Source organism: Mesorhizobium sp. M2A.F.Ca.ET.039.01.1.1 (genome assembly GCF_003998035.1).
GTDB lineage: Bacteria > Pseudomonadota > Alphaproteobacteria > Rhizobiales > Rhizobiaceae > Mesorhizobium.
The window spans coordinates 15167-28192 of the sequence record NZ_RZRY01000021.1; the positions used below are offsets into that span (position 1 = coordinate 15167).

General features: G+C 64.1%; 12 protein-coding genes. 8 read left to right on the forward strand and 4 right to left on the reverse strand.

From position 1 onward, the window contains the following. The first annotated feature begins 103 nt into the window (after positions 1-103). Complete coding sequence (locus tag EOA24_RS03815; RefSeq protein WP_126079987.1) at positions 104-1507, forward strand: MATE family efflux transporter; 1404 nt, start codon at positions 104-106, stop codon at positions 1505-1507. A 41-nt stretch (positions 1508-1548) separates the two neighbouring features. Here EOA24_RS03815 and EOA24_RS03820 read toward each other — a convergent pair whose 3' ends face one another. From EOA24_RS03820 to speB, 4 genes are all read right to left on the reverse strand, one after another. Then, positions 1549-2196 (reverse strand): amino acid ABC transporter permease, encoded by a 648-nt coding sequence (locus EOA24_RS03820; RefSeq protein ID WP_126079986.1) that lies wholly within the window; start codon positions 2194-2196, stop codon positions 1549-1551. Then, positions 2193-2861 carry an amino acid ABC transporter permease gene (locus EOA24_RS03825; RefSeq protein ID WP_126079985.1) on the reverse strand — a complete coding sequence of 223 codons (669 nt, stop codon included), beginning with the start codon at positions 2859-2861 and terminating at the stop codon, positions 2193-2195. Before EOA24_RS03825 ends, EOA24_RS03820 begins: the two co-directional genes overlap by 4 nt. Before the next feature lie 74 nt (positions 2862-2935). Then, a complete protein-coding gene (locus EOA24_RS03830; protein WP_126079984.1) occupies positions 2936-3736 on the reverse strand; it encodes a transporter substrate-binding domain-containing protein in 801 nt (266 codons plus the stop codon). A gap of 135 nt (positions 3737-3871) precedes the next feature. Continuing rightward, positions 3872-4927, reverse strand: a complete 1056-nt coding sequence (speB, locus tag EOA24_RS03835) for an agmatinase (RefSeq protein WP_126079983.1) — start codon at positions 4925-4927, stop codon at positions 3872-3874. A gap of 215 nt (positions 4928-5142) precedes the next feature. Between speB and gcvA the strand changes: the two genes are divergently transcribed. From gcvA to EOA24_RS03875, 7 genes are all read left to right on the forward strand, one after another. Next, positions 5143-6126 carry a transcriptional regulator GcvA gene (gcvA, locus tag EOA24_RS03840; protein ID WP_126079982.1) on the forward strand — a complete coding sequence of 328 codons (984 nt, stop codon included), beginning with the start codon at positions 5143-5145 and terminating at the stop codon, positions 6124-6126. Between the two features lie 293 nt (positions 6127-6419). Beyond that, complete coding sequence (gene pncB, locus EOA24_RS03845; protein ID WP_126079981.1) at positions 6420-7724, forward strand: nicotinate phosphoribosyltransferase; 1305 nt, start codon at positions 6420-6422, stop codon at positions 7722-7724. 196 nt (positions 7725-7920) lie between these two features. Continuing rightward, on the forward strand, positions 7921-9360 hold the full coding sequence (locus EOA24_RS03850) for a hypothetical protein (protein ID WP_126079980.1): 1440 nt from the start codon (positions 7921-7923) through the stop codon (positions 9358-9360). A 155-nt stretch (positions 9361-9515) separates the two neighbouring features. Then, positions 9516-10820 carry an ABC transporter substrate-binding protein gene (locus tag EOA24_RS03855; protein ID WP_126079979.1) on the forward strand — a complete coding sequence of 435 codons (1305 nt, stop codon included), beginning with the start codon at positions 9516-9518 and terminating at the stop codon, positions 10818-10820. A gap of 202 nt (positions 10821-11022) precedes the next feature. Beyond that, a complete protein-coding gene (locus EOA24_RS03865; RefSeq protein WP_126079978.1) occupies positions 11023-11904 on the forward strand; it encodes a branched-chain amino acid ABC transporter permease in 882 nt (293 codons plus the stop codon). Further along, entirely contained in the window at positions 11901-12863 is a 963-nt protein-coding gene (locus EOA24_RS03870; protein WP_126079977.1) for a branched-chain amino acid ABC transporter permease, read from the forward strand. The genes EOA24_RS03865 and EOA24_RS03870 overlap by 4 nt, the downstream gene beginning before the upstream one ends. Continuing rightward, the coding region (locus EOA24_RS03875; protein ID WP_127409592.1) for an ATP-binding cassette domain-containing protein at positions 12860-13026 on the forward strand (167 nt) is incomplete at its 3' end. The genes EOA24_RS03870 and EOA24_RS03875, both read left to right, overlap by 4 nt.

Below are 13026 nucleotides of genomic sequence, written 5' to 3' on the forward strand. Positions count from 1 at the left end.
CGCGTTTCGTTCACAAGGCGACGCAAATGGCGCCATTTTGCGCCATTGTGTGCGGCTTCCGGTCCCTTTTTGCCGACGCGCCGTGTTCTGAAAGAGCGGAACAATGTCTGCGATCGAAACCGGCGCCCTCGCGCCGGAAAACCTTTGGCGTCAGGAAATCAGGGCGACGGTGGCGCTTGCCTGGCCGATGGTGCTGACCAATCTCGGCCAGACGGCCATGACCGCGACCGATGTCATGATGATGGGCCGGCTGGGGCCGGATACGCTCGCGGCCGGCGCGCTCGGCTCCAACCTCTATTTCATGCCGCTGATCTTCGGCCTCGGCCTGATGCTGGCGACCTCGCCGATGATGGCGACCGAGCTCGGCCGCCATCGCCATTCGGTGCGCGACCTGCGCCGCACGGTGCGACAGGGCCTGTGGCTGGCGATCCTTATCTCGATCCCGATCTGGTTTTTTCTCTCGCATGGCGAAGAGGTGCTTCTGGCCATGGGCCAGAAGCCAGAGCTCGCGCATCAGGCCGGCATCTATCTGCACTGGCTGCAATGGGCGGTGCTGCCCTTCTACGGCTATATCGTGTTGCGCTCCTTCATCTCGGCGCTGGAGCGGCCGAGCTGGGCGCTGATCATCGTTTTCGTCGCGGTCGCCTGCAACGCCTTCTTCAACTGGGTGTTCATGTTCGGCAACCTCGGCGTCAAGTCGATGGGCATTGCCGGCTCTGGTCTCGCCACCACTCTGTCCAGCACGCTGATGTTCATCGGCCTGGCGGCGGTGGTGATCAAGGAGAAGAAATTCCGCCGCTATCGTCTGTTCGGCCGCTTCTGGCGCTCCGACTGGCCGCGTTTCCGCGGGTTGCTGCGGCTCGGCCTGCCGATCGCCGGCATCCTCGCCTTCGAGGTGACGATCTTCAATGCGGCGGCGCTGCTGATGGGCCTGATCGATGCGGATTCGCTCGCCGCCCACGCGATCGCCATCCAGATCGCCTCGATCTCTTTCATGGTGCCGCTTGGCCTCAACCAGGCGGTCACGGTCCGGGTCGGCCTGGCGCATGGCGCCGGCAATCCGGAAGGGGTGTCGCGCGCTGGCTGGACTGCCTTCGTCATCGGCGTCTCCTTCATGGCGCTGATGGGGCTGGTGATGATCCTCTGGCCGCACGCGCTGATCAGCGCCTTCATCGACCTTGCCGATCCGGCCAATGCCAGGGTGATCACGCTCGCCGTGTCGTTCCTGGTGTTCGCCGCGCTGTTCCAGATCTTCGACGGCGCCCAGGCGGTAGCCGCCGGCATGCTGCGCGGCCTGCACGACACCAAGGTGCCGATGATTTATGCCGCGATCGGCTATTGGGGCGTCGGCCTGCCGCTCGGCGTGCTGCTCGCATTCCATTTCGGCCTGAACGGCGTCGGCATCTGGATCGGCCTGGCCTCGGGGCTGGCCGTGGTGGCGGCGCTGCTGCTCGCGCGCTGGCTCCGGCGCGACCGCATCGCGCCACAGCTCGCCTTCGGGCATTGATCGACAAAGGCTGCCGGTCCGGTCGGCAGCCTTTCGCCGGCTCAGTGCGCCCCTGCGCGCTGCTCCAGCCTCCGTGCGTATTGCGTCAGCGGAAAACACAAGACGAAGAAGATCAACGCCACCAGCCCGTAGACCTTGAACGGCTCGAAGGTCGCATTGTTGATGGCGTTGGAGGTTCTGACCAGTTCCTCGAAGCCGATGATCGAGGTCAGCGCCGTCGATTTGATCAATTGCACCAGGAAGCCGACGGTCGGCGCGCGGGTGATCGCGAAGGCCTGCGGCAGTATGATTAGCCTGAGCTCCTGCAGGTAATGCAGCCCGAGGCTGGCGCCGGCGTCCCATTGTCCCCTCGGCAGCGCGTCGACGCCGCTGCGCCAGATCTCGGCGAGATAGGCGCTGGCGAAGAAGGTCAGGCCGAGCACCGCCGCCGTCCACGGCTCGATGCGCAGCCCCAGCATCGGCAGGCCGAAGAACATCAGGAAGAGCTGCATCAACAGCGGCGTGCCCTGGAACAGCGCGATGTAACCCGAAGCGAACCGCTTGATCCATTTGTTCCGGGCGATTCGGAAGAACAGCACCACCAACCCGACCAGCGCGCCGCCGATGAAGGCGGCGAGCGACAAAAGCACCGTCCAGCGCGCGGCAAGCAAGAGGTTGCGCACGATGTCCCAGAGAGTGAACTCGATCATGACACGCCGGCTCCGAGAACGCGGCGGCCGCCACTGACGAGCAGCCGGCGCAGCCCCATCGACAGGCCGAGATAGACCATCGTCACCACGAAATAGGTCTCGAAGGCGCGAAACGTGCGGGCCTGCAGCATGTCGGCCTCGTAGGTCAGCTCGCGCACCGCGATCTGCGACACCACGGCCGATTCCAGCATCATGATGACGATCTGGCTGGTCAGCGCCGGGTAGATCACCTTCAGCGCCTGCGGCAGCACGATTTTGATGAACACCTGGCGTGGCCTCAGCCCAAGCGCCAGCGCGGCTTCCGTCTGCCCGCGCGGCACGGCGTCGAGACCGGCGCCGACGATCTCGATCGTGTAGGCCGCCATGTTGAGCGTCATCGCCAGCATCGCGGCCAGGATCGGGTCGAGTCTGATGCCGAGGCTGGGCAGGCCGAAGAAGATGAAGAACAGCTGCACCAGGAACGGCGTGTTGCGCATCACCTCGACATAAACGCCGATAGCGAGCTGAAGCGGCTTGGGGCCGTTTCTCTTTCCTGCCGCGCCGAGGATGCTGAGGAAAGTTCCGGCGAACGTCGTGACGGCGATCAGAAGCAGCGTCATCGCCGCGCCGCGCGCGATCACGCCCGCCGCACCCGCAAGCCAGCCGAAGTCGAGGCTGTAGCCCATGGCGATTGACCTTGTTGGAGGCGCCCGACCCAAGAGGAGGCTCGGCTCCTGTTACGGAGCCGAACCGATCGGCATCAATCCTTGAGGTTGGCGGGATTGAGCGGCGTCTTCAGCCAGGCCTTGGAGCTTTCGTCCAGCTTGCCGTCGGCGAGCATCTTGGCGACCGCGTCGTTCACCGCGTTCTTCAGCCGGTCCTCATTCTTGTTGAGGCCGATATGCGAGGGCGAGGTCAAGAGCTGGAATTTCTGCTCCGGCTGCAGCGCATCCTGCTTGGCCAGCACCTGAGCGCCGACATCGTTGCCGACCACCATCAGCTGCGTCTGGCCGGAGATGAAGGCCTGGATGACGGAATTGTAGTTGTCGAAGCGGCGGATATCGGCGGACGAGGGCGCCGCCTCGGTCAGCGACGTATCCTCCAGCGTGCCGCGATTAACCGCGATCGACTTGTCGGCAAGGTCTTCCTTGCCTTTGACCGCGAGCGCTTTCGGCCCGATGACGGCGATGTAATAGGGCGCGTAGGCGGCGGCGAAGTCGATCACCTGCTCGCGCTCCTTGGAGTAGCCGACGCTCATCAATATATCGACGCGCTTGTCGGTGAGATAAGGGATGCGGTTCTGGCCGGTGACGCTGACCAGGTTGAGCTTCACCTTCAAGGCATCGGCGATCGCCTGCGCGACGTCGATGTCATAGCCCTTGATGCTCATGTCGGCGCTGGCCGAGGAAAAGGGCGGGAAGTCGGAGAAGATGCCGACATTGATGGCGCCGGCCTTGGTGATGTCGTCGACGGCGTCGGCCTTGGCCTGGGTGGCGAGGCCGGCAGCGCCGAGCATCATCGCCGCCGCGACTATGGATTTCAATGCATTGCGAAGAGTCATTTTTTGGTTCCCCTGCTGGAAGCTTGTTTGTTGCGTCCGGCCGCCGGCTCCAGCGCGGCGGCCGTATTGGCTAAAGCAATTCCAGGAAAAGTGTGACGCGGTTTTCTGTCCGGAATTGCGTGAAACTAAGAAGTCTCAGCCCTTCCTGATCGCCGGGCTGAACACCATGAGGCTCAGAATCTCGAACAGGACCTGCGCGCCGACATGGGCGGTGTTGGTGGTCGCGTCGTATTGCGGCGCCACCTCGACGACGTCGCCGCCGACGATGTTGAGGCCCTTCAGGCCGCGCAGCAGCTCCAGCACCTCGCGCGTCGTCAGCCCGCCGACCTCCGGCGTGCCTGTGCCGGGCGCGAAGGCGGGGTCGATGCTGTCGACGTCGAAGGAGATGTAGGTCGGCCCGTCGCCGACAATCTTGCGCGCCTTCTCGATGATGGCCGGGATACCGAGCCCGGTCACCTCCTCGGCATGCACGACCGTCATGCCGGACTCGTAGGTGAACTCCCACAGATATTCGGCCGAGCCGCGTATGCCGATCTGGATGGTGCGCGAGGGATCGAGCACGCCGTCCAGCACCGCGTTGCGGAAAGGGCCGCCATGGTGGAACTTGGTCATGTCGAACAGCCCGCTGGTGTCGCAATGGGCGTCGATATGGATCATGCCGACGGGCGACTTCTTGCCGACCGCCTTCAGGATCGGATGGCTGATCGAATGGTCGCCGCCGACCGAGAGTGGCAGCACGCCGGCATCGACGATCTGGTTGGTGCGCTTTTCGATGTCCTCGTGGCTGATCTCCAGCCGGTAGCGGCTGCGGAACGGCGTGTCGCCGATGTCGGCGACGCGAAGCTCATGCGTCGGCGCGCATTCCAGCACATGATTGTAGGGCCCGATGCGTTCGATGGCGCGCAGCGCGCGCGGCCCGAAGCGCGAGCCGGGCCGGTTGGTGACGCCGAGATCCATCGGCACGCCGATCATCGCCACCTGCAGGTCGCCGAAATCCGGGTTCTCGGCGGCGATCTCGCGATAGGGCGCGGCGAGGAAGGTCGGGATGCCGGAATAGGGGGCAAGCCGCGTGCCCGACTTGTTGAAGATCTTGTCGGCGACCTTGCGGAATTTCGGGTCGAACATCTCGCCGCCATGGCTCTCGCCATATTTGCGGCGCAACGCTTCGAGCTTGCCGCGATCGTAACCCATGTCCGGTCCTCCTGTGCTTGCCGCCCGCACGGACGATTTGCCAGGCCAGCCACGGATCCAGCCCCTTGCCGGCTGGATCGTTGCTCGCTGTCCTTGCGGATTCCACGTCTCTTGAAGCTGTTTCGGGCAAAAGTGTCGGGCAGCGGCATTGAAAAATCAATTGATATTGTTAGGGTCTTGATTGTGAGAAAATCTCACAAAGTAGGAGCCCTTCCATGGCCAAGCGCCTGCCGCCGCTGAACCCGCTGCGCGCCTTCGAGGCCACGGCGCGGCACGCCTCGCTGACCAAGGCGGCGGGTGAGCTCAATGTCACGCATGGCGCCGTCAGCCACCAGATCAAGGCGCTCGAGCAATCGCTCGGCGTGAAACTCTTCGAGCGCACCGGCCGGCGGGTGAAGCTGACGCCGCATGGCGCCGAATTCCTGCCGGCGGTTTCGACTGCCTTTGAAGGCATCGCCGCCGCCACGCAGCGCATGACGCGGCCGGCGAGTGCCGGCACGCTGTCGGTGTCCTGTGTGCCGGCGCTTCTGCTGCTTTGGATGACGCCACGGCTCGGCTCCTTCACGGCGCAATATCCCGACATCCAGCTGACGCTGATCCCGTCCAACGATCCCAAGGACATCCGCGCCGGGGATATCGACGTCTGCGTGCATTATGGCGACGGTGGCTGGAGCGACTGCTGGATACGCAAATGGTCCGGGCTGGAATTGTTTCCCGTGGTCAGCCCGACGCTGATCAACAACCGGCCGATCCGCAGCGTCCGCGACCTCGCCGATCACGTCTTCCTGCATGGCGACGATGGCCGTGAATGGCACACCTGGCTGGCCGCCGCCGATGCGCTCGATCTCGAGCGCGGCCGCCGCCACCGTCTGGGCGATGCGCGCATGGCGACGGAGGCCGCCGTGCATGGCCACGGTGTCGCGCTCGGCGACTCGGTGACTGCGCGCGCCTTGCTTGCCAGGGGCATGCTCGTCGCGCCCTTCACGCTCTCGGTGCCGGCGGTCGACGATTTCTACGTCGTCTGCCGCAACGAGATGCGATCGGCGCCGATCGTCCAGCTGTTCATCGACTGGCTGTTCGCGGAGAAGGAGCAGGACGAGGCCCGCGCCGATGCCCCCGTGGCCGGCCGCCTGCCGAGCCGCAGGAAACGTCCCGCGCTGAAGGTTATCGGCGCCAAAGCAATTCCAGGAAAAGTGTGAAGCGGTTTTCCGTCTGGAATTGCGTCAAAACAAAAAAACTGGAGCATTTCGCCGTTTCCGTGAAACGGTGGAAATGCGCCAGGGCCCTGTCCTGACGGCTGGACTTGCATAGCCGCTTTTTGTCGGGCCAGCTTGCAAAGCGGGGAGCGCGTTCGAAAATACAATGCTAAGAGGCAGTTGGCTGAGGCATTCCAGGAAAACCGCGCGACGGTCTTCCAAGCGGAGTTGCTCGAACAAGGACTTGAAGCTTGGCGCCCGCGTTTGAGTGCGTCGTGCTTCATGGGTGAGGAAGCATGGCAAAGACTGACATAGCGCGGCGCGTCTACAACCACACCTGGAAGCTGGACCCGATCGTCCGCAGCCTGCTGGACACCGATTTCTACAAGCTTCTGATGCTGCAGATGATCTGGGGCATGTATCCCAAGGTCGACGCCACCTTCACCTTGATCAACCGCACGACCTCGGTGCGCTTGGCCGACGAGATCGACGAAGGAGAATTGCGCGAGCAGCTCGACCATGCCCGCACGCTTCGCTTTTCGAAAAAGGAGATGATCTGGCTGGGCGGCAACACTTTTTACGGCCGCAAACAGATCTTCGAGCCGGAATTCCTCGCATGGCTAGAGGATTTCCGCTTGCCCGCCTACGAGCTGTCCCGGCGCGACGGCCAGTACGTGCTCTCCTTCCCCGGCCCCTGGATGTACACCACGCTCTGGGAAATCCCGGCTTTGGCCATCATCAACGAGCTGCGTTCCCGCGCGGCGATGCGTTCCTTCGGCCCCTTCGCGCTCGATGTGCTCTATGCTCGCGCCAAGGCCAAGATGTGGGCCAAGACCGAGCGGCTGAAGGCGCTGCCTGGCATCCGCATTTCCGACTTCGGCACAAGACGCCGTCACTCTTTCCTTTGGCAGCGTTGGTGCGTCGAGGCGTTGAAGGAAGGCATCGGTGATGCCTTCACCGGCACCTCCAACGTGCTTCTGGCCATGGACAACGACCTCGAGGCTTTGGGTACCAACGCCCATGAACTGCCGATGGTGTTTGGGGCTCTTGCCAACTCCGAGGAGGAGTTGCGGCAGTCGCCCTACAAGGTGCTGCAGGACTGGCAGCGCTATTATGGCGGCAATCTCCTGATCGTGCTGCCCGACGCCTTCGGCACGGACTCCTTCCTGCGCGAGGCGCCGGACTGGGTCGCCGACTGGACCGGCTTCCGCCCTGACAGCGCGCCGCCGATCGAGGGCGGCGAGAAGATCATCGACTGGTGGCGCAAGAGGGGCAAGGACCCCAAGCAGAAGCTGCTGATCTTCTCCGACGGCCTTGAGGTCGAGACCATTGAGGAGACCTACAGGCACTTCCGCGGCAAGGTGCGCATGTCCTTCGGCTGGGGCACCAACCTCACCAATGATTTCGAAGGCTGCGCCCCGACGGAGACTGACAGCCTCGACGCGATCTCGCTGGTCTGCAAGGTGACGGAAGCCAATGGACGGCCGGCGGTGAAGCTGTCGGACAATCCCGCCAAGGCGACAGGGGATGAGAAGGAAATCAAGCGGTATCTGCGCATCTTTGGCGAGAAGGGCAGGGTGGAGCAGTTGGTGAAGGTGTAGAGGGCGGCTCCCTGTGGCATCGTCGAGCGGTCCTGCGAGGCTGGATAGGTCGAGTTCCTTCGCCCCCCTCTCTGTCCTGCCGGACATCTCCCCCTCAAGGGGGGAGATTAAGCTTGTGTCTCCGCTTTCGCCAACCTTCGACGTTGCGAAGGAAGAACCGGCGCTGAAACTGCTAATCTCCCCCCTTGAGGGGGAGATGTCCGGCAGGACAGAGAGGGGGGCCGTAGAACGCCGTCGCCGCAGGTTAGCCTTCTCTCTCGCTTTCCTCGCTGCTCTCCCCACCCCCGCATTCGCCCACGCCTCCGATCGCGGTCACGTCCTGCTTCTCCCGACCGGCTACTACATCGCCGGCGGCGCGCTGGCCGTGGCCGTCAGCTTCCTCGTCCTGGCGCTGCTGCCGCCCGCCGCCCTCGACCGCTTCTGGCGCCGGCGCTTGCCCATGCTCACCTTCGGCGATGCTCCGCGCACCCTCTTCAGCTTGATTTCCTTTGCCGGCTTCATACTTCTCGTCGCCGCCGGCTTTCTCGGCAGCCGCGATCCGCTCTCCAACCCGCTGCCGCTGCTGATCTGGACGCTGCTCTGGGCAGGCTTCACGCTGCTGCAGGGCTTGCTCGGCGATCTCTGGGTATGGCTCAACCCATGGTACGGGCCGTGGCGTGTCGCCTCTCGCGTCTTCGGCCTTCCTGCGGACGATGCAAACCGATCGCGCCTGCCCAACTGGCTCGGCTACTGGCCGGCCTTCGTGCTGTTCTTAGCCTTCGCCTGGTTCGAGCTGATCGATCCCGCCCCCGACGATCCGGCCCGCCTCGCCTTTGCTGCCGGCCTCTACTGGCTGGCGAGCTTCATCGCCATGCTCATCTTCGGCTACGGCTCCTGGAGCAAGCGCGGCGAATTCCTGAGCGTCTTCTTCTCGATGGTCGCCCGCTTCGCGCCATTCGAGCGTGACGAAGGCCGGCTGAAACTCTGCTGGCCGGGCGCCAAATTGCTCGCCGCGGAGCCACTGCCGCCAAGCGGCACGGCTTTCCTCCTGCTGGCGCTGTCGTCGGTGTCCTTCGACGGCCTGTCGAAAACCTTCTTCTGGCTCGGCCTGTTCGGTGTCAATCCGCTGGAATATCCCGGCCGCACCGCGCTGATCGGCATCGGCAGTTTTGGCGTGGTGCTCACCTTCGTCTTGCTGGCGGCGGTGTTCGCCCTGGCCGTCTTTCTCGGCCAGCTCCTCCCCGGCGACAAACATTCTTTCGGCGAGGCGGCCGGCCTGCTGGTCTGGTCGATCGTGCCGATCGCGCTTGCCTATCACATCGCGCACTACCTCGCGGTGCTGCTGGTCGACGGCCAGTACGCGCTGGTCGCGCTCTCCGATCCTTTCGCGCTCGGCTGGAATCTCTTCGGCACCGCCGACAGGATGGTCGAGGCGGGCATTGTCGCCGGCGCCGAGTCGGCCCGGTGGCTCTGGAATCTGCAGGCCGGTGTCATCATCGGCGGCCATGTGCTGGCCGTGCTCGTCGCGCATGGCCTTGCCTGGCGTCTCCATCGGCAGCCGTCGCGCGCAGCGCTCAGTCAATTGCCACTCACCTTGCTGATGATCGCCTACACGATCTTCGGCCTTTGGTTGCTTGCCACGCCGACCGCCGGATGACACAAAGCGTGCCAACGATGCCGTCGGGTAAAGCTCGCTTGCCAGGCCAAAGCTTTGGTGATTTAGTTTGTACACATGCAATTTTTCCATCCTTCGGAACGGGATGGATTAGCCGCCTTATCGCTGGTCAAGACTGAAAAAACAGGGGAACCGACATGGCTGACAAGAACGGATTTTTCGATCTCTCCAAGACGACGCTGTCGCGCCGCACCGCGCTGAAGGGCATCGCCGCCGGCGCGGGCCTTGCGCTGGCGCCCGGCTTCGTCCGCTACAGCCAGGCGCAGAGCTCGGCGCCGATCAAGATCGGCTTCCAGTCGCATCGCACCGGCATCGGGGCCGCCTATGGCCGCTGGTACGAGAAGACAAGTGCTGCCGCCGTCAAGGCGATCAACGACGCCGGCGGCATCAGCGGCCGCAAGGTCGAGCTGGTGATCGAGGACGACGGCACCGATCCGGCGCGCGGCGCCGAGGTGGTCAACAAATTCGCCAAGCAGCACAAGACCGATATCGTCTTCGGCACCTTGTTCTCGCATGTGGTGATCGGCTCGGCGCCCGCCGCCGGCGAGAACAAGATCCCCTATTTCGTGGTCAGCGAAGGCCATCACGTCGCCTCGACCAAACTCAACCGCTACGTCTTCCAGCCCGGCATCACCGACGTGAAGAGCCAGATCCAGTCCATGGCGCCGTGGATCGCGGCGAACGCCGGCAAGAAGGTGACGCAGATCTTCCCCGACTTTGCCTTCGGCTACGACCATCGCGACTACCTGCCGCCGGCGCTGAAGGCGCAAGGCGCCGACGTCATCGCCCAGATCGCCATCCCGCCGACGGAATCGTCCTTCACCAAATACTTCCCGCAGATCCCGGCCGAGACCGAGGTGATCTACCACGTCATGGTCGGCCCTGCGGTGCTCACCTTCGTCAAGGAGCTCGGCGAGTTCTACGGTTCGCAAAGGCCGCAGCTTTTCGGCTTCATGGATTCGCTCGAGGCCGTCGACATCAACAGCCCCGGCCTCGAATTCCTCGACGGCAGCCATTTCTGGGAAGGCTCGCCGCGCTACGCGCAGCCCGATGATTCCGCCGCGCAGAAAGCCTATCGCGCCGCCGTCGGCATCGACGACAATGGCGCCGCGGTCGGCGATCCCAAGGACATCTCCACCGCCTCGCACATGTTCGGCTGCTGGGAAACGCTCTACGTGGTCAAGAAGGCGATGGAAGATGCCGGCTACAAGGGACCGGAGGACCGCGCCAAGCTGGTCGAGGCGACCGAGGCGCTGAAGGAATTCGCCGAGGGACCGGAACATCCGCAGGGCCCGAAGACCTTCAACGGCAAGATCCACCAGTGTTTCGGCATCCAGAACATCTCCAAGGTCGAAGGCGGCAAGCTCAAGGTCGTGCACAAGACCAAGATCGAGGACGGCCTCTACGAGCCGGAAGGGGATTACACGACGCAGGCGCTGTAGGTTCATTCCAACCAGCGTGAGCGCCCAGGCCCCCCTCTCTGTCCTGCCGGACATCTTCCCCTCAAGGGGGGAGATCAGCTGTTATTTCCGCTTTCGCCAATCGCTCAGGCCGGCAGGTGGGCGCCTTCGCAGGAACTGCCAATCTCCCCCCTGCCCGGCAGGGCAGAGAGGGGGGTCTCGCGCCTCCGTTGGCAAATAATCCATGCATTTCGGACCCCACCTCCTCCTCGCCGCCCTTGAAGGCCTGGTCACCTCCGCCGTGCTGGCGCTGACGGCGCTCGGCCTGTCGCTGGTGTTCGGCGTCATGCGCATCGTCAATGTCGCTCACGGCGAGTTCTTCATGCTGGGCGCGGTGCTCGCCTGGGCGGTCTCGACGGCGATTTCCGGCCATCCGGCGGTAGGCTTCGTCGCAGCACTCGTGGTCGCGCCCTTGCTCGTTGGGCTGGTCGCATTCCTCGCCGAATGGCTGGTGCTGCGGCGGCTGAACTACAATCCCGAAAGCACCATCGTCGCCACCATCGGCATGCTCTACATCATCCAGCAGCTGGCGCTCACCTTCTACGGTCCAGAGGCGCGCCCGGTCGAGCCGCCTTTCAGCTACCGCATCCTTCTGCCCTGGTTCGGCTATTCCGGCTACAAGCTCTCGGTGGTCGCCGCTTCCGCTTTCCTGCTCGTGATCACCTGGCTGGTGCTGACGCGCACGAAGATCGGCCTGATCATGCGCGCCACCCAATATGATCGCGAGACGGCGCAGGCCTTCGGCATTCCTGTCGAGCGCGTCTATGCCGGCGTCTTCGCCATAGGCGCCATGCTGGCGGCGATCGCCGCGGTGCTGATCGTGCCGATCAGCCAGGCGCATTATCTGATGGGACAGGACCCGCTGCTTCTGTCCTTCATCGTCGTCATCATCGGTGGCCTGGGATCGCTCCGCGGAACCGTGGTCGCTGCCGTCCTGATCGGCCTCTCCGACGGCATCATCTCGATGTTCTTCTCGCCGACGCTCGCCAAGATCATCGCCACGCTGGTGGTCGCCATGGTGCTGGTGTTCCGCCCGCAAGGCCTGTTCGGAACCGCGCCGCGATGAGGGATGCTTCGCCGGCAAAGACCTATGCCCTGCATATCGGCGTCATCGCGCTTTTGTTCGCGCTGAACTTCGTCCTGCCGGATTACCATCAGGGTCTGTTTGCTCGAATCATGGTACTGGCGGTCTTCGCCATGGGCTACAATCTGCTCTTCGGCTATGTCGGCCTGCTCAGCCTCGGCCACGCCATGTTCTTCTCGGCCGGCCTCTATGGCGCGGGCCTGACCGTCTACCATATCGGCTGGGGCGTGCCGGAAGCCTTCGTCGCCGGCGTCGCCTGTGGCGCGCTGCTCGCCCTGGTTATCGGCCTGCTGGCGCTGCGCACCTCGGGCGTGGCGTTCATGATCGTCACCATGATGTTCGCTCAGGTCTTCTATCTGCTCATCCTCTATTTCGCCGCCTGGACCGGCGGCGACCAGGGGCTGGTCATCCAGCAGGCATCGCGGGTGATTTCGATCGGCGGCGCATCCCTCGACCTGACCAACCCGACGGTGCGCTACATGGGCGCGCTGGCGCTGCTCTCGGTCGTGCTGCTCATCGCGCTCGCCCTTGTCCGCTCCCGCTTCGGCCGTGTGCTGGTCGCCATCCGAGAAAACGAAGAGCGCACGAAGATGCTTGGCTATGACACGGTCGCCAACAAGCTCATCGCTGTCGTCGCCTCCGGCGCCATCTGCGCCGCGTCTGGCGCCACCTATGCGCTGCTGTTCGGCTATGTCGGATCGAATTTCGCGTCGATCCAGTATTCGATCCTGCCGCTGCTCTGGGTGCTGCTTGGCGGCGCCGCGACCACGCTCGGGCCGCTCATCGGCACCCTGTTCATGTACTATGTCACCGACATCACCAGCGGCTTCACCTCGGCCTATCTGCTGATCGTCGGCGTCGCGCTCATCCTGCTCGTCCTGTTTGCCCCAAAGGGCATCATGGGCAGCATCCGCGAGCGCTGGCTGGGGTGGCTGCCATGATGCCGTTGCTCACCACCAAGGGTCTTTCGCGCCAGTTCGGTGGCCTGCGCGCCGTCGACGGCGTCGACTTCGCGCTGATGCCGGGCGAGATCCGCGCCGTCATTGGCCCGAACGGCGCCGGCAAGACGACTTTCGTCAGCCTGCTCTCGGGCCGCATCCGGCC

Bases quoted from the DNA above. Each gene is read 5' to 3' on its own strand.
- EOA24_RS03815 (WP_126079987.1), top strand. From the start codon at position 104: ATGTCTGCGATCGAAACCGGCGCCCTCGCGCCGGAAAACCTTTGGCGT.
- EOA24_RS03820 (WP_126079986.1), bottom strand. From the start codon at position 2,196: ATGATCGAGTTCACTCTCTGGGACATCGTGCGCAACCTCTTGCTTGCC.
- EOA24_RS03825 (WP_126079985.1), bottom strand. From the start codon at position 2,861: ATGGGCTACAGCCTCGACTTCGGCTGGCTTGCGGGTGCGGCGGGCGTG.
- EOA24_RS03830 (WP_126079984.1), bottom strand. From the start codon at position 3,736: ATGACTCTTCGCAATGCATTGAAATCCATAGTCGCGGCGGCGATGATG.
- speB (WP_126079983.1), bottom strand. From the start codon at position 4,927: ATGGGTTACGATCGCGGCAAGCTCGAAGCGTTGCGCCGCAAATATGGC.
- gcvA (WP_126079982.1), top strand. From the start codon at position 5,143: ATGGCCAAGCGCCTGCCGCCGCTGAACCCGCTGCGCGCCTTCGAGGCC.
- pncB (WP_126079981.1), top strand. From the start codon at position 6,420: ATGGCAAAGACTGACATAGCGCGGCGCGTCTACAACCACACCTGGAAG.
- EOA24_RS03850 (WP_126079980.1), top strand. From the start codon at position 7,921: ATGTCCGGCAGGACAGAGAGGGGGGCCGTAGAACGCCGTCGCCGCAGG.
- EOA24_RS03855 (WP_126079979.1), top strand. From the start codon at position 9,516: ATGGCTGACAAGAACGGATTTTTCGATCTCTCCAAGACGACGCTGTCG.
- EOA24_RS03865 (WP_126079978.1), top strand. From the start codon at position 11,023: ATGCATTTCGGACCCCACCTCCTCCTCGCCGCCCTTGAAGGCCTGGTC.
- EOA24_RS03870 (WP_126079977.1), top strand. From the start codon at position 11,901: ATGAGGGATGCTTCGCCGGCAAAGACCTATGCCCTGCATATCGGCGTC.